This window comes from Enterobacter sp. SLBN-59 (assembly GCF_024807915.1).
Lineage (GTDB): Bacteria > Pseudomonadota > Gammaproteobacteria > Enterobacterales > Enterobacteriaceae > Enterobacter > Enterobacter asburiae_B.
This window is the reverse complement of the sequence record NZ_JANUFI010000001.1, coordinates 4,055,912-4,074,028: the sequence shown is the minus strand read 5'-3', so window position 1 is coordinate 4,074,028 and position 18,117 is coordinate 4,055,912. Positions and strand designations below refer to the sequence as shown.

At 58.4% G+C, this 18,117-nt stretch carries 21 protein-coding genes; 10 read left to right on the top strand and 11 right to left on the bottom strand.

Going from position 1 to position 18,117, the window contains the following annotated elements; translation table 11 throughout:
* Nucleotides 1-10: 10 nt before the first annotated feature.
* The gene (locus M2422_RS19480; protein ID WP_058841109.1) at nucleotides 11-898 is read right to left on the bottom strand and encodes a LysR family transcriptional regulator; all 888 of its coding nucleotides are present in this window, start codon (nucleotides 896-898) and stop codon (nucleotides 11-13) included.
* Nucleotides 899-995: 97 nt separating this feature from the next.
* Here M2422_RS19480 and M2422_RS19475 point away from each other — a divergent pair, with 97 nt between their 5' ends.
* Entirely contained in the window at nucleotides 996-1,598 is a 603-nt protein-coding gene (locus tag M2422_RS19475) for a short chain dehydrogenase (protein WP_045888791.1), read from the top strand.
* On the opposite strand, the gene M2422_RS19470 is transcribed toward M2422_RS19475, so the two are convergent.
* From M2422_RS19470 to M2422_RS19440, 7 genes are all read right to left on the bottom strand, one after another.
* Nucleotides 1,592-2,326, bottom strand: a complete 735-nt coding sequence (locus tag M2422_RS19470; protein ID WP_182382600.1) for a bifunctional 2-polyprenyl-6-hydroxyphenol methylase/3-demethylubiquinol 3-O-methyltransferase UbiG — start codon at nucleotides 2,324-2,326, stop codon at nucleotides 1,592-1,594. The genes M2422_RS19475 and M2422_RS19470 overlap by 7 nt on opposite strands.
* Nucleotides 2,327-2,503: 177 nt before the next feature.
* Nucleotides 2,504-3,883, bottom strand: coding sequence for an amidohydrolase family protein (locus tag M2422_RS19465; protein ID WP_064673547.1), 1,380 nt, complete (start codon nucleotides 3,881-3,883; stop codon nucleotides 2,504-2,506).
* Between the two features lies 1 nt (nucleotide 3,884).
* Entirely contained in the window at nucleotides 3,885-4,841 is a 957-nt protein-coding gene (locus M2422_RS19460) for a carbamate kinase family protein (protein WP_047059377.1), read from the bottom strand.
* A gap of 119 nt (nucleotides 4,842-4,960) precedes the next feature.
* Nucleotides 4,961-6,505 (bottom strand): hypothetical protein, encoded by a 1,545-nt coding sequence (locus M2422_RS19455; RefSeq protein ID WP_064673545.1) that lies wholly within the window; start codon nucleotides 6,503-6,505, stop codon nucleotides 4,961-4,963.
* An 11-nt stretch (nucleotides 6,506-6,516) separates the two neighbouring features.
* Nucleotides 6,517-7,932 (bottom strand): DUF1116 domain-containing protein, encoded by a 1,416-nt coding sequence (locus M2422_RS19450; protein WP_064673544.1) that lies wholly within the window; start codon nucleotides 7,930-7,932, stop codon nucleotides 6,517-6,519.
* The gene (fdrA, locus tag M2422_RS19445; protein WP_064673543.1) at nucleotides 7,932-9,473 is read right to left on the bottom strand and encodes an acyl-CoA synthetase FdrA; all 1,542 of its coding nucleotides are present in this window, start codon (nucleotides 9,471-9,473) and stop codon (nucleotides 7,932-7,934) included. The genes M2422_RS19450 and fdrA overlap by 1 nt, the downstream gene beginning before the upstream one ends.
* Nucleotides 9,474-9,579: 106 nt before the next feature.
* Nucleotides 9,580-10,185, bottom strand: a complete 606-nt coding sequence (locus M2422_RS19440) for an ankyrin repeat domain-containing protein (protein WP_039263421.1) — start codon at nucleotides 10,183-10,185, stop codon at nucleotides 9,580-9,582.
* A gap of 320 nt (nucleotides 10,186-10,505) precedes the next feature.
* On the opposite strand from M2422_RS19440, the gene M2422_RS19435 reads away from it, so the two are divergent.
* Nucleotides 10,506-11,435 carry a LysR substrate-binding domain-containing protein gene (locus M2422_RS19435; protein WP_033146353.1) on the top strand — a complete coding sequence of 310 codons (930 nt, stop codon included), beginning with the start codon at nucleotides 10,506-10,508 and terminating at the stop codon, nucleotides 11,433-11,435.
* Here the strand turns inward: M2422_RS19435 and M2422_RS19430 are convergent.
* Nucleotides 11,432-11,590: a YqaE/Pmp3 family membrane protein gene (locus M2422_RS19430; RefSeq protein WP_023308917.1), complete on the bottom strand. Its 159-nt coding sequence runs from the start codon at nucleotides 11,588-11,590 to the stop codon at nucleotides 11,432-11,434. The two genes, M2422_RS19435 and M2422_RS19430, sit on opposite strands and share 4 nt — an antisense overlap.
* Before the next feature lie 179 nt (nucleotides 11,591-11,769).
* Between M2422_RS19430 and M2422_RS19425 the strand changes: the two genes are divergently transcribed.
* The 3 genes from M2422_RS19425 (at nucleotide 11,770) to M2422_RS19415 (ending at nucleotide 12,859) form a co-directional block, all read left to right on the top strand.
* Nucleotides 11,770-12,069, top strand: coding sequence for a helix-turn-helix transcriptional regulator (locus M2422_RS19425; protein WP_029742056.1), 300 nt, complete (start codon nucleotides 11,770-11,772; stop codon nucleotides 12,067-12,069).
* 9 nt (nucleotides 12,070-12,078) lie between these two features.
* Nucleotides 12,079-12,600 (top strand): rhodanese family protein, encoded by a 522-nt coding sequence (locus M2422_RS19420; protein WP_064673542.1) that lies wholly within the window; start codon nucleotides 12,079-12,081, stop codon nucleotides 12,598-12,600.
* Between the two features lie 79 nt (nucleotides 12,601-12,679).
* On the top strand, nucleotides 12,680-12,859 hold the full coding sequence (locus tag M2422_RS19415; protein WP_023308920.1) for a hypothetical protein: 180 nt from the start codon (nucleotides 12,680-12,682) through the stop codon (nucleotides 12,857-12,859).
* Between the two features lie 38 nt (nucleotides 12,860-12,897).
* Here the strand turns inward: M2422_RS19415 and stpA are convergent, their stop codons facing one another.
* Nucleotides 12,898-13,302 carry a DNA-binding protein StpA gene (gene stpA / locus M2422_RS19410; RefSeq protein ID WP_033146355.1) on the bottom strand — a complete coding sequence of 135 codons (405 nt, stop codon included), beginning with the start codon at nucleotides 13,300-13,302 and terminating at the stop codon, nucleotides 12,898-12,900.
* A gap of 495 nt (nucleotides 13,303-13,797) precedes the next feature.
* On the opposite strand from stpA, the gene alaE reads away from it, so the two are divergent.
* Nucleotides 13,798-14,247, top strand: coding sequence for an L-alanine exporter AlaE (gene alaE, locus M2422_RS19405; protein ID WP_008502567.1), 450 nt, complete (start codon nucleotides 13,798-13,800; stop codon nucleotides 14,245-14,247).
* 32 nt (nucleotides 14,248-14,279) lie between these two features.
* Here alaE and M2422_RS19400 read toward each other — a convergent pair whose 3' ends face one another.
* Entirely contained in the window at nucleotides 14,280-14,624 is a 345-nt protein-coding gene (locus tag M2422_RS19400) for a DUF2002 family protein (protein ID WP_023308923.1), read from the bottom strand.
* 160 nt (nucleotides 14,625-14,784) lie between these two features.
* Here M2422_RS19400 and M2422_RS19395 point away from each other — a divergent pair, with 160 nt between their 5' ends.
* From M2422_RS19395 to nrdE, 4 genes are all read left to right on the top strand, one after another.
* A complete protein-coding gene (locus tag M2422_RS19395; RefSeq protein ID WP_023308924.1) occupies nucleotides 14,785-15,111 on the top strand; it encodes a DUF883 domain-containing protein in 327 nt (108 codons plus the stop codon).
* A 242-nt stretch (nucleotides 15,112-15,353) separates the two neighbouring features.
* Nucleotides 15,354-15,593 carry a glutaredoxin-like protein NrdH gene (gene nrdH / locus M2422_RS19390; RefSeq protein ID WP_045889183.1) on the top strand — a complete coding sequence of 80 codons (240 nt, stop codon included), beginning with the start codon at nucleotides 15,354-15,356 and terminating at the stop codon, nucleotides 15,591-15,593.
* Nucleotides 15,590-16,000, top strand: coding sequence for a class Ib ribonucleoside-diphosphate reductase assembly flavoprotein NrdI (nrdI, locus tag M2422_RS19385; RefSeq protein WP_021241965.1), 411 nt, complete (start codon nucleotides 15,590-15,592; stop codon nucleotides 15,998-16,000). The genes nrdH and nrdI overlap by 4 nt, the downstream gene beginning before the upstream one ends.
* The gene (gene nrdE / locus M2422_RS19380) at nucleotides 15,973-18,117 is read left to right on the top strand and encodes a class 1b ribonucleoside-diphosphate reductase subunit alpha (RefSeq protein ID WP_064673541.1); all 2,145 of its coding nucleotides are present in this window, start codon (nucleotides 15,973-15,975) and stop codon (nucleotides 18,115-18,117) included. The genes nrdI and nrdE overlap by 28 nt, the downstream gene beginning before the upstream one ends.

The window sequence follows — 18,117 nt, the reverse complement described above, 5'->3', positions numbered from 1 at the left end:
ACCTTCTTTTTTATAGTGTGCCCAATCTTAGCAGAATATGGGCGATAAATTCCGTTAGCTTAGGGAGAGGTCGTAAATCCTGACGCCACAGCAAATGCACGGGTCTCGGCGCCGGAATATACGCCTCCAGCACCCGCACCAGCCTGCCGCTTTCCAGATCTTCCGCCACCAGCACTTCCGGCTGCAGCAGCAGTCCCGCCCCGGCTCTCGCGGCCATCCGCAGCCCGTAGCCGTCGTTGCATCTTAAGACCGCATCCCGCTTCCAGCGCACCTCGCCCTCAACGCCCGGCAGCCGCCACTCGTTGCGCGCGGTCCACACGCTGTGGGATAAGCAGAGATGATCCACCAGATCGGCAGGGGTTTGCGGCGTACCGTAGCGCGCAAGATAGTCCGGCGCGGCGCAGATCACCATCCGGTAAGGGCAGAGGTATTTCGCCACCAGATCGTCGTTATGAATGTCGCCAATACGAATGGCCAGATCGATACCCTCCTCCACCAGATCCACCATCCGGTTGGTGAGATCCAGCTCGATGCGCACCTCCGGGTAGCGTTGTAAAAAAGAGGCCGTAATCGGCGCGATCGCGCTGCCGCCAAACGAGGTGGGCGCCGTCACGCGCAGGGTGCCGGACGGCGCGGCGCGCAGGCGCTCCACGGCGCTTTCGGCGATCGCGACCTGCTCCAGCACCCGCTTCGCCTCGTCGAAATAGACCCGCCCGGCGTCGGTCAGGCTCTGGCGCCGCGTGTTACGCTCCAGCAGGCGGGTACCGAGCTGTGATTCCAGCAGCGCAACGTATTTCCCCACCATTACCGCCGACATCTCCAGCCGTGCCGCCGCGCCGGTAAAGCTGCCGCTTTCCACCACGGCAATAAAGGTCTCCATGCTGCGAAGCTTATCCATATTCCAAACTCCTGGTTAGCAATCTTCTAACTTTAGCCCAGTTTATCTGCATTTTTATTTATTAAAGAATGGGGGCTCACAACATAAGGAGTCAGCTATGAAAATCGTCATTATTGGTGCCAGCGGTACGGTCGGTCGTGCGGTAACGGAAGAGCTGAGTCGTCGCCACGAGGTCATCCGCGTCGGCCGGACGCAGGGCGACGAGCAGGTGGATATCACCTCGCAGGCGAGCGTCCAGGCGCTGTTTGAGAAAATCGGCCCGGTGGATGCGATTGTCTCCGCCAGCGGTGGTCTTTACTTTGGCCCGCTCGCAACCATGAAGGACAGCGACTTCAACCAGGGCCTGCAGGACAAGCTGCTCGGGCAGGTGCGCCTGGCGTTGACCGGCCAGCATTATCTGAACGAGGGCGGCTCGATTACGCTGATAAGCGGCATCGTGGCGCACGAGCCAATTGCCCAGGGCGTGAATGCCACCACGGTGAATGCGGCGCTGGAAGGGTTTGTCCGCGCCGCAGCCTGCGAGCTGCCGCGCGGGATCCGCATCAACCTGATTAGCCCGACGGTACTCACCGAATCCGTCGAAACGTACGACGGCTTCTTCCCGGGCTTTGAGAGCGTTCCCGCCGCAACCGTGGCGCAGGCCTATCGCCGCAGCGTGGAAGGCGTGCAGAGCGGGCGAGTGTATAGGGTGGGTTACTGAGCCTTACGGGCGGCGATCAGCACCAGCATCGGGCGCTCTGCCTCTTCGGCCAGCGCGGGCCAGGCGTCAATCTGCGCCTGCGTTGGCCCCCACTCGTTGACCTCGCTTATCGTTAACCCGGCGCCGATCAGCGCGTTCAGCGTGGTGCCCAGCGTGCGGTGATACTTGATAACGCCGTCCGCCAGCCAGTTGCTGACGCGCTTGCCTTCTTCCTGATAATGATTAACACCCCAGAACCGCTCGCCGTTATCGTCGGTCAGCCAGCCCTGACGGGCGGCGCAGGTGTAGATCGGGTGCTCCATTGAGAACACCAGGCTGCCGCCGGGCTTGAGCGCGCGCTGAACCCTGGCGAATAACGTATCCAGTTCCGGCAGGTAGTGCAGCGCCAGCGAGCTGTAGACCAGATCGAGGCTGTTCTCGTTGAGCTTAAGAGATTCCAGATCGCTACGCTGATAGTGAATCTGTGGGTCAGCGGTAAGCTCCGCTGCGCGGGCGAGCATCTTTTCTGAGATATCGACCCCCGTGACGTCAGCAGCGCCCAGCTCGCGCGCCGCGCGGCAGAACCAGCCGTAGCCGCAGCCGAGATCGACAACCGATTTGCCGGTTAAATCCGGCAGCATGCCTTTTAACGCGGGCCACTCCGGCGCGCCGTCCAGACCCTGCACCGAGCGTGGAAGCCGGGCGTAGCCTTCAAAAAACGCCGGATTGTCGTAGATATTTTGTGCCATGGCAGATCCCTCTTTAAGAATATGCATAGCAGTATACTGCATTGTCGGGTGGCGGCTTCGCCTTACCCGACCTACGGAAGTGCGGCCTGATGCCCTCACCCCAACCCTCTCCCACAGGGAGAGGGAGAAATGCACCTCACCCCAACCCTCTCCTACAGGGAGAGGGAGAAATGCACGTCAACCCACCGAGCCCCAGACAAGGTTGCCCTTATGGAACGTCGCGGTGCGCGGTGAAATGCGCGCCACGGCCTCGGCGGAGCAGGAAGCATCCACCAGCACAAAGCTGGCGTCGTCCTGCGCTTTCGGCCACACGCGCTCGCCTTTGTCATTCAGCGGCAGCACGTCGCCGGTGGCAATACCGAGCGCGCGGGAGAGCGTCTGCTCGTTCGGGCGGATGTAGAGCTGAGCGTAAAGATTCGCTTTTTCCAGCATGTCCCCCAGACCGTACGGCGACCAGTGATCGATCACGCTGTCGGTCCCCGTCATTACGAAAACGCCCTTCTCGCGCAGCTGCTTCAGCGGCATATGCAGGGTGCCAATCGGCACGGTGGAGGCGATGGTCACCCGCTGCGCCGCCATGCGGGTGGCGATCTCATCCACCTGCTGCTCGTTGAGCGTCGCCAGCGCGAAGGCGTGGCTGATGGTCAGCTTGCCCTTCAGCTCCGGCGTTTTCTCCACCGTCTCCACCATATAGTTCACCGCCGCCACGCCCGCCGGGCTGGTTTCATGCAGGTGGATATCCACCCCTTTGTCGTAGTCCAGCGCAATCTGGAACATGGTGTCGAGGGATTTCTCCATCGCGCCGTCGACGTTGGTTGGATCCAGCCCGCCCACGTAGTGCGCTCCGGCCTGCATCGCCTCGCGCATCAGCTTTTCGGAGTTTGACAGCAGCAGCCCGTGCTGCGGGAAAGCGACGATTTCGCAGTCAAAGCCGGGCTTACGGCGCGATAAAACCGCCTGCAGGTTTTCCAGATTCTTCAGGCCGGAGGTCGGCTCGATATTGCAGTGGCTGCGGGCGATGGTGGAGCCTTTCGACTGGATCAGATCGATCAGCTTTTCCGCGCGCTCCTGGGTGTAGGGCTGTAGCTCCGGCAGCAGCTTCTGCTCAAGGCGGATCATGTCCTGAATCGTCGTGCCCGCCGGACGGTTCAGGGAGCGCCACGGACCGCCGTAAAAGGTTTTATCCAGGTGAATGTGCATGTCGCGCATCGCCGGGAGCATCAGCTTGCCGCCTGCGTCATAGTGCGGCAGCGTGGCGTCGGCGTGGCGCTTGTTATCGCGCAGGGCGACGATCTTCCCGTCGTTAATCTCCAGCGTTTTCAGCTCGGTGCGGGTGCTCGTCGCCACGCCGCCGTCGACGTTGAACCCGGCCTCCAGCAGCACGTTGTCCAGATAGTAATGTTTCGCGGTGATGCTCATCGGTTTGCCCGTCTCGCAGGTTGGCTTCGCGGAGTCAGCAGCATACGCGACGGATCCGGTGGCGCCAAACAGCGCGCAGGCGGTGACCATTTTGCCGCTGTGGCTGATAAATTCGCGGCGGCTTTTGTTTTCACTCATCTTATCTTCCTTCATTAACAATATGGGTGCCGGTTTCCCCGCGCAGCGCCGCGGGCAGGCTGTCCGGCGAGGTGATAATCACGCGCCTGCCGCCGTGGTGTAAAAATTCCAGCGAGGCGACGATTTTGGGGAGCATGCTGCCCGCCGGGAAGTGGCCCTCTTCCCTGTAGCGCGTCATCTGCGCCACGCTGACGGTGTCCAGCGCCTGCTGGTTCGGCTTGCCGAAGTTGATGCACACCTTCTCCACGCCGGTGGTGATCGCCAGCACGTCGGCACCGATCTCGCGTGCCAGCAGCGCGGTGGAGAGATCTTTATCAATCACCGCGTCGACGCTCTGGTAGTCGCCCTGCTCGCTGCGAATCACGGGTATTCCGCCGCCGCCCGCGCCGATCACCACAAAGCCTTTTTGCGTCAGCGTTTTGATGGCGTCGGCCTCAACGATGCGCAGCGGCTGCGGTGAGGCCACCACGCGACGGTAGCCACGGCCTGAATCCTCGACAAAATGCCAGTCCGGGTGTGCCTGCTGCAGCTCGTCGCGCTGCGCCTCGGTGAAGAACGCACCGATAGGTTTCGTCGGGTGCGTAAAGCCCGGATCGTTTTTATCCACCTCCACCTGCGTGACGACCGTGACCGCTTTTTGCTCCCCGCGCGCGGCCAGGCGATTGTTGAGCGCCTGCTGGATCAGGTAGCCAATCCCGCCCTGGGTGTCCGCCACGCAGTTTGCCAGCGGGGTTAGCGGCAGCCCTTCCCGCTCGTGGGCGATTTCGGCGCGGCGCAGATCCAGCCCCACCTGGGGGCCATTGCCGTGCGTGAGCACGATGTCATAGTCGGAGGCCAGCATTTCCAGCACCGACTCTGCCACCGCTTTCACCGCCTGCGCCTGATGTTCAATCGACTGGCTGGCGTTGTCTTTGATAATGCTGTTGCCGCCGATGGCGACGACCATAAGCTCTTTCATTTTGTGTCCTTTAGAAGGTGCGTTCTGGTGCCCTCACCCCGGCCCTCTCCCGCAGGGAGAGGGGGATTAACGTTCCCTCTCCCTGTGGGAGAGGGTTAGGGTGAGGGCATCAGGCATTATCAGGATTCAGAAACCGGTGCCGCCGCGCTCGCCGCTTCGCGGCTATCCAGCACATGCTTCACCACAAACATGCCGCCCATCATCAGATACGCGGTAACGAACATCAGCGAACTGCCCTCGGCAAAACCCACCACCGGGGCGTGGATCACCCCAAACAGCGCCAGCAGCGCCCCGACGGAGGCCGCAACGGCTCCGCGCAGCGGCTTGTTGATGATGGCGAAAATGGCGATACAGCCCCACAGCATGCTGGCGAGCGGCGCGCCGTTGCCGAGATGCACCAGGCCTTCGTAGTAAATTCCTTTGCTGTGCAGCACGTCGGTGCCGATCTTCGCCGCGCTGGTGCCCGCCGCCCCCATCACGCTGTTCATCATCGTCAGCGCCCAGTTGGCGATCCACGGGAACAGGCAGATGAAGATCACCGGCACCTCCACTTTGGGCGTTTCCCTCACCACCTGGTTGGCGGTGACGACGCCGATAAACACCAGAATCGGCACGATGGCGGTCATCGGAATGATGGCGAGCATAAACGCCCCCAGCCCGAACAGCGGCACGATGAACATGGTCACGCCGGAGGCCAGCGTATAGCCGATGCTCGCCCCCATCGCTTTCCAGCCAGGGTGGCCAACGTAGACCGTCACCGGGAACGGGTTCCCCATCAGGCAGCCGAGCATCGACGCCAGACCGTTCGCCAGCATCACCTTACGCGTCGGGTACGCATCTCCCGCCGCGTGGGCGCTTTCGATGTTCTCCAGATCAAAGATGTAGTTCGCCAGCCCCAGCGGCACGGCAGAGGCCAGATACGGCAGCGCGTGCGGCAGGCCCTGCATGAAGCTGTCCACGTGCACTTCCGGCGGGTTAAAGCCGAAGGATGACATGGACGCTTTAATCGCTTCCGGGCTTTGCAGGCCGGAGATCCACGCCAGTGCCGTACCGGCAATCAACAGCAGCAGACCGGTCGGGATACGGGCGAAAATCGGCTTTTTACCGAACCAGTTGATGAAGATCAGCAGCAGCACGATGAACGACACGGTCGGCGCTTCGAACGCCTGCAGTATCGGGTTCATCGCCAGCAGCAGCAGGCCCAAACCGGAGAGGCACGACAGCAGCACGGTGCGCGGGATCATCTTGCGGATGGTTTCCCCCAGGAACGAACCGCCCGCGAGGATCATCGCCTCCACGAAGCACCACACCAGGCCAATCTGGATCGCGAAGTCCGCATCGCCGGTCTGCTGATAAACCGGCATCAGGACCAGGAAGGTCACGGTAAAAATCGACGGCGCGCTCGGGCCGGACGGCAGCGCGGTCACGTCCGTTCGTCCGGTGGCGCGCGCCATCTGCATGCCGAACCAGGCGTAGCAAATACTCGCGACCAGCACCGCCAGCCCGAAGGCCGGCGCGATGCGTCCATAAACAATCTCCTTCGGGATGCCGACGACAAAAATGAGCAGCCCCATCATGGTCAGCAAATTGGTCAGGTTGTTGGTCATCAATCCGAAATACGCCGCCCAGTCACCTCTTTTCCACTCCAGCTTCATGTTTTTCATGGATGCATGCCTTATAAAAAGTAGCGATCGCGGAAGGTCAACAGCGCCTTTTCAAAACAGCTAAACGGCGGGTGAACGATGCCCGCCCCAATCATGCCGATGCCCGCGTCTTTATGGGCAATGGCGGTGTTAATCACCGGCAGAATGCCGCTGCCCGCGACTTTGGTGATGTCGATAGCGGTCGGAATGCCCATAAACGAGAGCAGCGGAATGGTGACGTTCGGGTTTTCGCCGAGGGTGATTTCGCGCATCTGACGGGAAAAGTCGATGGCTTCCTCCACCGTGCCGCCCACCAGCGCAACGATTGCCGGGGCCGTCGCCATCGCAAAGCCGCCAATGCCGTAGGTTTCGGTGATGGCGCTGTCGCCGATGTCCAGCCCGGAGTCTTCCGGCTTATAGCCTGCGAACATCGGGCCAATCACCTGCTGCGCCGGGCCGGTGAACCACTGCCCCGGCAGGCCGGAAACGCGCAGGCCAAACTCGTAGCCGTTGCGCGCCATGGTGGTGACGACGGTGCTGTACTCAATGCCGTGCGCGGCGTCCAGCGCGGCCTTACACATCGCCATCCACGTCGGGCCGGAGAAGTAGTCGCTGCTGGCGACAAACTCGAACACCTCGCGCTGCTGCTCCACCGGATAGCCCGCCTGAATTAGCCCCGGCGTCAGCGCCTGGATCAGCAGCGTGGTGCCCGCGTTGTTGCGGTTGTGACACTCGTCGCCCATGTGCAGCGCCTGAGCCAGCATCAGGCGCAGGTCGATTTCGCCGACGATCTTCATCGCGTCGCGCAGCATCGGGCCGAGCACGTCGCGCATCCAGTTCAGACGGTCGATCACGCTCTGGTCGTTGGCGCCCATGCGCAGGATCTTCGCCATCTGCTCGCTGAGGTTGGTGAACGCGCGGTTGCCGTAGGTTTTGTTTTCAACGATGTGCATAAACATCGACGCGGAGGTAACGCCCGCCATGGAGCCCACGCAGTCGTGCTCGTGGCACGGCGAGAAGGTAATATCTCCGGAGGCGGCGAGCCTTGCCGCGTCGTCCAGATCTTTCGCCAGCCCTTCAAACACCAGCGCCCCGGTGACCGCGCCCTTCATCGCCCCGCACATATTTTCCCAGGCGACAGGCGGACCGGCGTGCAGAATGGTGGTGCGGGTCATGCCCGGCACCACGTTAATGGCCTGGTCATAGCCCACCAGCACCGGATGAGACTGAATAATGCGTTCAAGGGCGATGCGGTTGGCGGCGGCGATTTTCTCCGCCAGCGGTTTTTCCGCCAGCCGATCGAGCGCTTCAACGACCTGCATATTGCCCCGCCCCGGCGGCGTCCAGTCGAGCTGGGTGACGGGAACGTGCTGTTTTTTGAGATCGTCGCTGAACATCGCAATGCCGACGTTAATCACGTTCAGCGGCTGGTTGAATAAGGTCGTCATTATGCTTTCTCCCCTTTGCAGACAAATTCGCGTGCCAGTAATCCGGTGTTGGTGCTGCTGCTGGCCCAGATGACGCCTGCGTCGGTCAGCAGCTGGCACTGCTGCGCCAGCGACTGCGGATCCTGGTCGGTGCCGAGCACGTAGCCGAGGATCTCCAGCGGACGGTTATCGGCCTTCGCGATCGCCTGCGCCTCTTTAATGGCGTCGATCATCACGCCGACCGGATCCTCGTGCGCGCCAAAGCCCAGCACGAAGTCCATCACAATTACCCCGACTTCCGGGTCGCGGGCTTCCTGCAGCAGGCGGCTGATGCGATTGGTCGGGTCGATCATCGGGTGCGGCTTGCCGTTGGTGAAATCGTCGTCGCCAAAGTCGAGGAAGGTATGGGCTTTACTGACGCTTATGTCGCTCAGGCGCTTAGCCGGATCCGGCTGGATGTTGCTGTAGACGTCGTCGAATTTCGCAAGCGCCGCGAACATCGCCTCGTCGCACAGGGTGCCGCCGCAGAACAGGCCGCGAATGTACTTCTGCTGCCGGGTCAGGCGGGCGCGCACCTCTTCAATCAACGGCCAGTTGAGCGGATGCAGATCGAGGGACTCTTTCTTGATGCCGGTGAGCAGGACCGCCTTCAGGGCCGCCTCTTTGGTGCCGCGCGCAAACTGCAGGCCGTCTTCATCGGCGGGCGGTTCGCTGCGGCCGAGGAAGCAAACAACCACCGGCTTACGGCAGGCGCGCGCGCGGGCCAGCACTTTCTCCGCCACGGCTGGCGCTGGCGGCTTGGAGATCAGCGCGATAACCTGGGTGCCCTCGTCGGCTTCCAGCATGTCGATGGCGTCGAGCATCATCAGGCCGCCGATTTTCTCGCTGAGATCGCGCCCGCCGGTTCCAATCAGCTGCGACACGCCGCCGCCGAATTCGTGAATGCGCACGCTCAGCTCCTGGCTGCCGGTGCCGGATGCGCCTACGATGCCAATCGGTCCGCGGCGCACCGCGTTGGCGAAGCACAATCCCGCGCCGTTGATGATGGCGGTGCCGCAGTCCGGCCCCATCATCAGCAGCCCTTTCTTATGCGCCAGCTGCTTCAGCGCCAGCTCGTCGTCGAGCGACACGTTATCGGAAAACAGCATCACGTTAAGATCGTTTTCCAGCGCCTGGCGCGCTTCGCGGGCGGCGAAGGTGCCGTTGACGGAAATCACCGCGAGGTTGCTCTCCGGGCGATGGGTTTTGGCGCTGGCAATCGTGGCGTAGCGCGCTTCATGGGTGCCGCCGCTCTCTTTACGCGTGAACAGCGCTTCGATGGCCGCCAGGGTTTGATCATTCGCCGCGTCGCCTTTAATCACGATCATCAGGTCGCCGTTTTTGGCTTCCGCTAATTCCGGCGTTAATAGCCCGAGGTTTTTTAATACGCCTTTGTTCATTTCCGTCGCCATCGCGACAAACGCCTGCTCGACGCCCGGTAATTTATTGGCTTTGGTGGAAACGGACATTAATGAGACGGAGTCAAAATAGGTGTTCTTTTTTATGACGATTTTCGTGGGCATTATTTTCTCCTGAACGCGGATAAAAGGGGGCCGCCGTCGTGCAAAATGCACGTCGGTAAAAATGCGTTTTAATTAGCGGCCAGCCGGAAAAGGCTGGCCGAATGCGTTATGCGCCCGCCGCCAGCAGCAGGTCAGCTATTGCATCGAAGCCTTTTTCCCGCGCCAGCTCGAGCGGGGTTTTACCGTATTTATCGGTCATGTGCGGGTTCGCGCCGTGATCCAGCAGCAGCTTAACGATCTCCTGCTGCTTTGCGCCGCCGTCGTTGAGCACGATCGCTTCCAGCAGCGGCGTCCAGCCGACAAAGTTAGTGTGGTTGACGTTAATGTCCGTTTTTTCCAGCAGCTCGCGCACGATCTCCACGTGCCCCTTTTCACTGGCAGGGGTAATGCCCACGCCGCCAAAGCGCGTCAGGCGATCGAGATCCGGATTTGCCGGAAGGACAAGGCGCAGCAGGGTGATATCGTTGGTCAGGCAGCTAATCAGGAAAGGGTTAAAGCAGGTCTGATCCTGTTTATCAATATCCGCCCCGGCGGCAATTAATAACGCCACGCAGTCATAATGCTTTTTCAGGCTGGCAATAATAACGGCGGTTCTTTTCTGTCGATTGGTGGCGTTAATATCCACGCCTTTCTCCAGACAGGCTTTTAGCGCATCGCTATTGCCCTCTTCTGCCGCCAGCAGAAATTCAGTAACGAGTTCGTTCGCAGACATATTCAGACTCCCGATGTTTTTATTTCTGTTGACCTGAGAATAGCAACAGCCTGGTCATAAAAGAATCCGCTTAAAAATGATTCATCGACAGTCAATTCATTGTTGAGGTAAATTCAATAAACTGGTCAAAACGTGCGTCTGTGCAACCTTTTTCTTATGTTTCTCCGCTTTTTAGCGCTTCTGGCTGCATTATGCTTATGCCTGAGGAAGCCTTACTGCGTGCGGCTTTCGACAAAGAGTCAGAACTGTGATCGGCTTCAAATGCGTTGTAACGACGCTGTTAAAATATGTTCAAAACTGATGGCTGAAGGGAGTGAGATATGAATTCCATCTTTACCGAGGAAAACCTGCTGGCCTTTACTACCGCCGCACGCTTCGGCAGCTTCAGCAAAGCCGCCGCCGAACTGGGCGTGACGACATCTGCCATCAGCTACACCATTAAGCGCATGGAGACCGGGCTGGACGTGGTGCTGTTCGTCCGCAGCACGCGCAGCATCGAGCTGACCGAGTCCGGGTTTTACTTTTACCGTAAGGCCACCGACCTGCTGAACGACTTTCACGCCATCAAGCGCGGGATTGATACCATTTCTCAGGGCATTGAGGCGCGGGTGCGCATCTGTATCAACCAGCTTTTGTATACCCCACGCCACACGGCGCGGCTGCTGCAGGTGCTGAAAAAGCAGTTTCCCACCTGTCAGATCACCGTGACCACCGAGGTCTACAACGGCGTCTGGGACTCCATCATCAACAACCAGGCCAACATCGCGATTGGCGCGCCGGACACGCTGCTGGACGGCGGCGGGATTGATTACACAGAGATCGGCGCCATTCGCTGGGTGTTTGCCATCGCGCCGGAACACCCGCTGGCGTTCACCCCGGAGCCAATAGCGGAAAGCCAGCTGCGCCTGTATCCCAACATCATGGTGGAAGATACCGCGCACACCATTAACAAAAAGGTTGGCTGGCTGCTGCACGGGCAGGAGGCGATTCTGGTCCCGGACTTTAACACCAAATGTCAGTGTCAGATCCTGGGCGAAGGGATTGGTTTTTTGCCGGAATACATGGTCCGCGAGGCGGTAGACGCGGGGCTGCTGGTCACCCGACGGATTAACAACCCGCGTCAGGACTCGCGCATGCTGCTCGCCACGCAGCATGCCGCAACCGGCCAGGTCACGCGGTGGATCAAGCAGCAGTTTGGTCCGGCGGGGGTGCTGACCGATATCTATAGCGATTTACTGTGGCGCGCCTAGCTTTTGCTCTGTACCCAAAACGCGTGAATGAGGCCGGGGAAGTAGCCCAGCAGCGTCAGAAGAATGTTGATAATAAACGCCCAGCCAAATCCTTTACCCAACAGCACGCCCAGCGGCGGTATGAGGATCGTAAAAACAATACGCCAAAATCCCATATAAACACTCCGTTCAATCTAATCCATTGAAAATAATAAAGAGAACGCTGTAAGCATAGCCAGTTTATTCGTCTGTACCAGTTCCGGGCCTCGCGTTTACCCTCTTTTACGCTTTTGACGCTGGTTTAATGCACCGGATTAGTTTAGCATTCACTTAATTAAGCAAACACTAAACTATCATGACCGAACTCGAACAGCTTCAGGCCAGCGCCGGGCAGGCCGCCACACTTTTAAAAGCGATGAGCAACCCGCGTCGGCTGCTGATCCTCTGCACCCTGTGCGGAGCGCCCGGCACCAGCGCGGGGGAGCTTGCGCGAGCCACGGGGCTAAGTCCTTCCGCCACGTCGCAGCATCTGGCGCGCATGCGTGAGGAAGGGCTTATCGACAGCACCCGCGACGCGCAGCGCATTCTCTATTCCATTAAAAACGATGCGGTACATCAGCTTATCAGCACCCTGAAAACCCTTTATTGTCCGTAAGGAGCCGCCATGTCACTTCCTCTTCTTTCACCGCGCCAGGCCAATGCCCGGGTCGCTGAAGGCGCAAAACTGATTGATATTCGTGATGCCGACGAGTACGCCCGCGAGCATATTCCCGCCGCGCGGTCCGTGCCGCTGGATACCTTACCCGGCGCACTTAACGCGCAGGCGGGCGATACGGTGATTTTTCACTGCCAGTCCGGCGCCCGGACGTCGGGGAATGCCGAGCGCCTTGCTCAGGCCGCCGCGCCCGCAGAGGCATTTGTGGTCGAGGGGGGGATTCAGGGCTGGAAGCAGGCCGGACTGCCGACCGTTGAAGACAAATCCCAGCCGCTGCCGCTGATGCGTCAGGTGCAAATTGCCGCCGGGCTGTTGATACTCTGCGGCGTGGTGCTGGGCTATAGCGTCTCCAGCGGCTTTTTCCTGCTCAGCGGTTTTGTCGGAGCCGGGCTGCTGTTCGCCGGTGTGACGGGCTTTTGCGGCATGGCGCGACTGCTCAAGGTGATGCCATGGAACCGGCGTACCTCATAAGCAGTAATCGGTGAAATACGCTGTACCCGGCGTCATGCGTGGGCTAAGGTGAAGATCGCTAAAACGATGAGGAGGTAATATGTTTTCTGTCGGTGATTATGTGCAACCGCGTAAAGGCGGCCCGAAACTGAAAGTGCTCGAAGTGAACGGTGACAGCATTGTGGCGGTTCAGGCCAGCAATGAGCAAGGCGAGAAATATACGCTGAAAGCCGCCGACGTGGCGCCTTATACCGAAGAAGGCGATTTCGGCGTCTGCTGAACAGTCAGCCGGGCGGCGTGTTCCGCCCGGCTCATCCGTTAGATCAGAAAATCATCCAGTGATTTACCGTCTGCCAGCGCGCTGGCGATAGGCTTCGGCGTGCGGCCCTGGCCGGTCCACGTTTTCTCTTCGCCGTTCTGGTCAATAAAGCGATATTTTGCTTCACGCGGCTTACGCTTTTTCGCTGGCTTACCCGCCTGCGCCAGTTCAGAACCCAGCAGGTCAGTCGGGGAAATACCATCGGCTTTCATCCGCTCCAGCAGCGCATTAATTTTTTCCTGCTGCTCAGCACGCTGCTGCTCTAATTCCGTCAGCTCGCTGCGTTTCTCTTCAGTAACGACCCTGACCTTTTCCAGCATTTCCTCAAGAACGTCCAGGGATAATTCACGCGCCATAGCGCGCAGGGTTCGGATATTATTAAGATTCTGTAACGTCAAAGACATATTATTTGAAAACCTTTTCTTTGGGGGATAAATAGATAAATCGCCGACAGAATAATTCATTTGAGTTGAAATATCTACCCAAGGGTCCGTACGGACATCAGCGTTAATATATTTAGAACTCACTGTTAATAATAGCGCAAGGCGCTGACAGGACACCGGTGAATCCAATCATCACATTAATATAAATAGCCAACCTTAATCCAAACCGCAGCATACTCCACCGCTATCAGATGGGGATTCCTGCCTCTCGCCACCGAAAAAACAAGTGATTGATTTTAATATAAAAACCATCAAACGAGACAGATTATAACGATCGGAACAAAAAACGAACAACTTTAGAGAATTTTGTGGACAAAAGGCGATTAAATAAAAATTAATCACTAGTTGTTAGTTCAAACGCAGAGATATACGCTATACACGTCAAACAAACCAACCTAAAGCACTAACCGCTGAAGGAAAATCGTTTCTTTTGTGTTCTTCTCAAGGAGTTCAGACATGTTCTCGCCGCAATCTCGCCTGCGCCACGCGGTGGCGGATACCTTCGCGATGGTTGTTTACTGTTCCGTCGTGAACATGCTGATCGAAATATTCCTCTCCGGAATGTCCTTCGAGCAGTCGCTTTCTTCTCGTCTGGTGGCGATCCCGGTCAATATTATTATTGCATGGCCTTATGGTTTATACCGCGATGCGGTAATGCGCTTCGCGCGTCGTATCAGTCCTGCAGGCTGGGTGAAAAACCTGGCGGACGTTCTGGCGTATGTGACGTTCCAGTCGCCGGTTTACGTAGCCATTCTCCTGACAGTCGGTGCAGACTGGCACCAGATCGCTGCGGCGGTCAGTTCGAATATTGTTATTTCGATGTTGATGGGAGCCGTTTACGGCTATTTCCTCGACTACTGTCGCCGCCTGTTTAAGGTCAGCCAGTACAGCCAGGCAAAAGCGTGATGTGAAGCGACTGGCGCACGCCAGTCGCGGATTTACTGTACGTCGCCAAACAGTCCCTTCAAAAATCGCTCCAGCGCCATACGCGAACTGAAACCGTGCGGAATACCATAATGCTCGTGCCGTTCACCGCCTAAATAGAGCGGAAATTGCTGATAATGATCGCAGGTTTTAATATCCGAGGCAGGCTCAGCAAATGACAGACTTCTGTCTTTCAGCGTCGGGTGAATAATGAGAGCGGTACGTCCCATTCTTGCTTCGCGATTAACATAAACATAATTCTCGCCGCGGCGATATCCATACGCTTTTGGCGTCACCTCATCCATGGTGAATCCCTCTTTTTCAAGAACGCGTGCCACCTCGTCAGGTCGTAAATACATATCTTTTCCTCGTTATCTTTTCCTGCCCGGCAACCTTACAGTATTCAGCAATAGCAGGGCTTTCAGAATAGTCCATAAACTGCCGGATAACGCGTGATGCGCTTCAGATATTAAATTTCTGAACTAAACTGAACGGGAACACAAAATTACGGAGGATCGTATGTTTAACAGACCGAACCGAAACGATATTAACGACGACGCTCAGGATATTCGTAATGATGTCAGCCAATTAGCGGACACGCTGGAAGAGGTGCTGAAGTCCTGGGGAAGTGACGCGAAGGACGAAGCGGATGCCGCAAAGCGTAAGGCTCAGTCTCTGCTCCGTGAAACCCGCGCCCGTATGAACGGACGTTCACGCGCCACGCAGGCTGCCTGCGACATGGCAAGCTGTGCTACGACCTTCGTGCGTGAAAAACCGCTATGTACTCTGGGAACCGTCGCGGCGGTCGGCATCTTCGTCGGTGCCCTGCTCAGCCTGCGTAAATAATCCCGCGTATTCTGCCCCGGTAGCCTCAGGCGCCGGGGCATTTTTATGCCCGTTAGCTTGAAAAACCCGTACAGCCTGCCCTGCCCCGCTGTGCTCATCACAGGGGCGATATCAATCTAAATTTCCCATATCTTGTATGGTTGAAACTTAAGACATCTACATCTAGTATTCCTTTAGCAAGATACACACAACCCGACGCGATGATTCGCGCCGTACCCTCATTTTAAATGGAAATACGAATCATGAGCATTATTATTTACACTCGTAACGATTGTGTTCAGTGCCACGCGACCAAACGGGCAATGGAAAGCCGTGGCGTGGCGTTTGAAATGGTGAATGTTGACCAGGTCCCCGAGGCCGCAGATACCCTGCGCAAGCAGGGTTTTCGTCAGCTTCCGGTGGTGGTCGCCGGGGAAACAAGCTGGTCTGGCTTCCGCCCGGACATGATTAACCGCCTGAGCGCTCAGGCCGCCCGGGCATGAGTGGGCTGGTTTTCTTCTCCAGCAGCTCGGAAAACACGCTCCGCTTTATTGAGCGCGTCGGGCTGCCTGCGGTGCGCATTCCGCTGAACGAGCGGGAGCGGATCCGGGTAGAGGAACCGTACATTCTGGTGGTGCCCAGCTATGGCGGCGGCGGTACGGCAGGAGCCGTGCCTCGCCAGGTGATCCGCTTTCTGAACGATCCTCATAACCGCGGGCTAATCCGCGGCGTGATCGCGGCGGGGAATCGCAATTTCGGCGATGCCTTCGGCCGCGCCGGGGATGTCATTTCTCAAAAATGCGGCGTGCCGTATCTCTATCGTTTTGAGCTGATGGGGACACAGCAGGACGTCGAAAACGTGCGTAAAGGAGTGAACGAATTTTGGCAACGACAACCGCAGAACGGGTGATTCAGGCGACACCGGATTACCACGCATTAAACGCCATGCTTAACCTCTACGATCGGGAGGGGCGCATTCAGTTCGATAAAGATCGTGAGGCGGTGGACGCCTTTTTTGCCGCTCACGTGCGGCCCAACAGCGTGACGTTTGCAAGCCAGAATGAACGCCTCGACTATCTGGTTAACGAGGGCTACTACGACGCGCGCGTGCTCACCCGCTACGACCGCGCCTTTGTGGTGAAGCTGTTCGAGCGCGCCCACGCCAGCGGCTTTCGTTTCCAGACCTTCCTCGGCGCGTGGAAGTACTACACCAGCTACACCCTGAAGACCTTTGACGGTAAACGCTACTTAGAGAGCTTTGAAGATCGCGTGGCGATGGTGGCGCTGACCCTGGCGCAGGGTGATGAAGCGCTGGCGGAGCAGCTCGCCGACGAGATCCTTTCCGGACGCTTCCAGCCCGCCACGCCGACCTTCCTCAACTGCGGCAAAGCCCAGCGCGGCGAGCTGGTCTCCTGCTTCCTGCTGCGTATCGAAGACAATATGGAGTCGATTGGCCGCGCGGTGAACTCGGCGCTGCAGCTTTCCAAACGCGGCGGCGGCGTGGCGTTTCTGCTCTCGAACCTGCGTGAAGCGGGCGCGCCGATCAAGCGCATCGAAAACCAGTCCTCCGGCGTAATCCCGGTGATGAAGATGCTGGAAGATGCCTTCTCCTATGCCAACCAGCTTGGCGCGCGTCAGGGCGCGGGCGCGGTTTACCTGCATGCGCATCATCCGGACATTCTGCGTTTTCTTGATACCAAACGCGAAAACGCCGACGAAAAAATTCGCATCAAAACCCTGTCGCTCGGCGTGGTGATCCCGGACATCACCTTTAAGCTGGCCAAAGAGAATGCCGAGATGGCGCTCTTCTCGCCGTACGACATCGAGCGTATTTACGGCAAAGCGTTTGGCGACGTGGCCATCAGCGAACTTTATGACGAACTGGTGGCCGACGATCGCATTCGCAAAAAAACCATCAACGCCCGCGATTTCTTCCAGCGGCTGGCGGAGATCCAGTTTGAGTCCGGCTATCCGTACATCATGTTTGAGGATACGGTGAACCGCGCGAACCCGATTGCCGGGCGTATCAACATGAGCAACCTGTGCTCGGAGATTTTGCAGGTCAACAGCGCGTCAGCCTACGACGAGAACCTGGACTACGCGGACATCGGCAAGGATATCTCCTGCAACCTCGGGTCGCTGAATATTGCCCACACCATGGATTCCCCCGACTTTGGCCGCACGGTGGAGACCGCCATTCGCGGGCTGACGGCGGTATCGGACATGAGCCACATCCGCAGCGTGCCGTCTATTGAAGCAGGCAACGCCGCGTCGCACGCCATCGGTCTGGGGCAGATGAACCTGCACGGCTATCTGGCGCGGGAAGGCATCGCCTACGGCAGCCCGGAAGGGCTGGATTTCACCAACCTCTATTTCTACACCATTACCTGGCACGCGCTGCACACCTCGATGATGCTGGCGCGCGAGCGCAACCAGCGGTTCGCGGGCTTTGAGCAGTCCCGCTACGCCAGCGGGGAATATTTCAGCCAGTACCTCGAAGGCGACTGGCAGCCGAAAACCGAAAAAGTACGCGAACTGTTTGCCCGAGCGGGGATTACCCTGCCGACGCGAGAGATGTGGCAGCAGCTGCGAGACGAGGTGATGCGCTACGGCATTTATAACCAGAACCTGCAGGCCGTCCCGCCGACCGGATCGATTTCGTACATCAACCACGCCACGTCGAGCATTCACCCGATCGTATCGAAAATTGAAATTCGAAAGGAAGGCAAAACCGGGCGCGTTTACTACCCTGCCCCGTTTATGACCAATGAGAACCTGGCGCTGTATCAGGACGCGTATGAGATCGGCCCGGAGAAAATCATCGATACCTACGCCGAAGCGACAAAACATGTGGACCAGGGGCTGTCGCTGACGCTGTTCTTCCCGGACACCGCCACCACGCGGGATATCAACAGAGCGCAAATCTACGCCTGGAAGAAAGGCATCAAAACGCTCTACTACATTCGCCTGCGCCAGCTTGCGCTGGAAGGCACCGAAATCGAAGGCTGCGTGTCCTGCGCGCTGTAA

Excerpts from the sequence above, each read along its gene's own strand:
- M2422_RS19480 (WP_058841109.1), bottom strand. The coding sequence starts at position 898 with ATGGATAAGCTTCGCAGCATGGAGACCTTTATTGCCGTGGTGGAAAGC.
- M2422_RS19475 (WP_045888791.1), top strand. The coding sequence starts at position 996 with ATGAAAATCGTCATTATTGGTGCCAGCGGTACGGTCGGTCGTGCGGTA.
- M2422_RS19470 (WP_182382600.1), bottom strand. The coding sequence starts at position 2,326 with ATGGCACAAAATATCTACGACAATCCGGCGTTTTTTGAAGGCTACGCC.
- M2422_RS19465 (WP_064673547.1), bottom strand. The coding sequence starts at position 3,883 with ATGAGTGAAAACAAAAGCCGCCGCGAATTTATCAGCCACAGCGGCAAA.
- M2422_RS19460 (WP_047059377.1), bottom strand. The coding sequence starts at position 4,841 with ATGAAAGAGCTTATGGTCGTCGCCATCGGCGGCAACAGCATTATCAAA.
- M2422_RS19455 (WP_064673545.1), bottom strand. The coding sequence starts at position 6,505 with ATGAAAAACATGAAGCTGGAGTGGAAAAGAGGTGACTGGGCGGCGTAT.
- M2422_RS19450 (WP_064673544.1), bottom strand. The coding sequence starts at position 7,932 with ATGACGACCTTATTCAACCAGCCGCTGAACGTGATTAACGTCGGCATT.
- fdrA (WP_064673543.1), bottom strand. The coding sequence starts at position 9,473 with ATGCCCACGAAAATCGTCATAAAAAAGAACACCTATTTTGACTCCGTC.
- M2422_RS19440 (WP_039263421.1), bottom strand. The coding sequence starts at position 10,185 with ATGTCTGCGAACGAACTCGTTACTGAATTTCTGCTGGCGGCAGAAGAG.
- M2422_RS19435 (WP_033146353.1), top strand. The coding sequence starts at position 10,506 with ATGAATTCCATCTTTACCGAGGAAAACCTGCTGGCCTTTACTACCGCC.
- M2422_RS19430 (WP_023308917.1), bottom strand. The coding sequence starts at position 11,590 with ATGGGATTTTGGCGTATTGTTTTTACGATCCTCATACCGCCGCTGGGC.
- M2422_RS19425 (WP_029742056.1), top strand. The coding sequence starts at position 11,770 with ATGACCGAACTCGAACAGCTTCAGGCCAGCGCCGGGCAGGCCGCCACA.
- M2422_RS19420 (WP_064673542.1), top strand. The coding sequence starts at position 12,079 with ATGTCACTTCCTCTTCTTTCACCGCGCCAGGCCAATGCCCGGGTCGCT.
- M2422_RS19415 (WP_023308920.1), top strand. The coding sequence starts at position 12,680 with ATGTTTTCTGTCGGTGATTATGTGCAACCGCGTAAAGGCGGCCCGAAA.
- stpA (WP_033146355.1), bottom strand. The coding sequence starts at position 13,302 with ATGTCTTTGACGTTACAGAATCTTAATAATATCCGAACCCTGCGCGCT.
- alaE (WP_008502567.1), top strand. The coding sequence starts at position 13,798 with ATGTTCTCGCCGCAATCTCGCCTGCGCCACGCGGTGGCGGATACCTTC.
- M2422_RS19400 (WP_023308923.1), bottom strand. The coding sequence starts at position 14,624 with ATGTATTTACGACCTGACGAGGTGGCACGCGTTCTTGAAAAAGAGGGA.
- M2422_RS19395 (WP_023308924.1), top strand. The coding sequence starts at position 14,785 with ATGTTTAACAGACCGAACCGAAACGATATTAACGACGACGCTCAGGAT.
- nrdH (WP_045889183.1), top strand. The coding sequence starts at position 15,354 with ATGAGCATTATTATTTACACTCGTAACGATTGTGTTCAGTGCCACGCG.
- nrdI (WP_021241965.1), top strand. The coding sequence starts at position 15,590 with ATGAGTGGGCTGGTTTTCTTCTCCAGCAGCTCGGAAAACACGCTCCGC.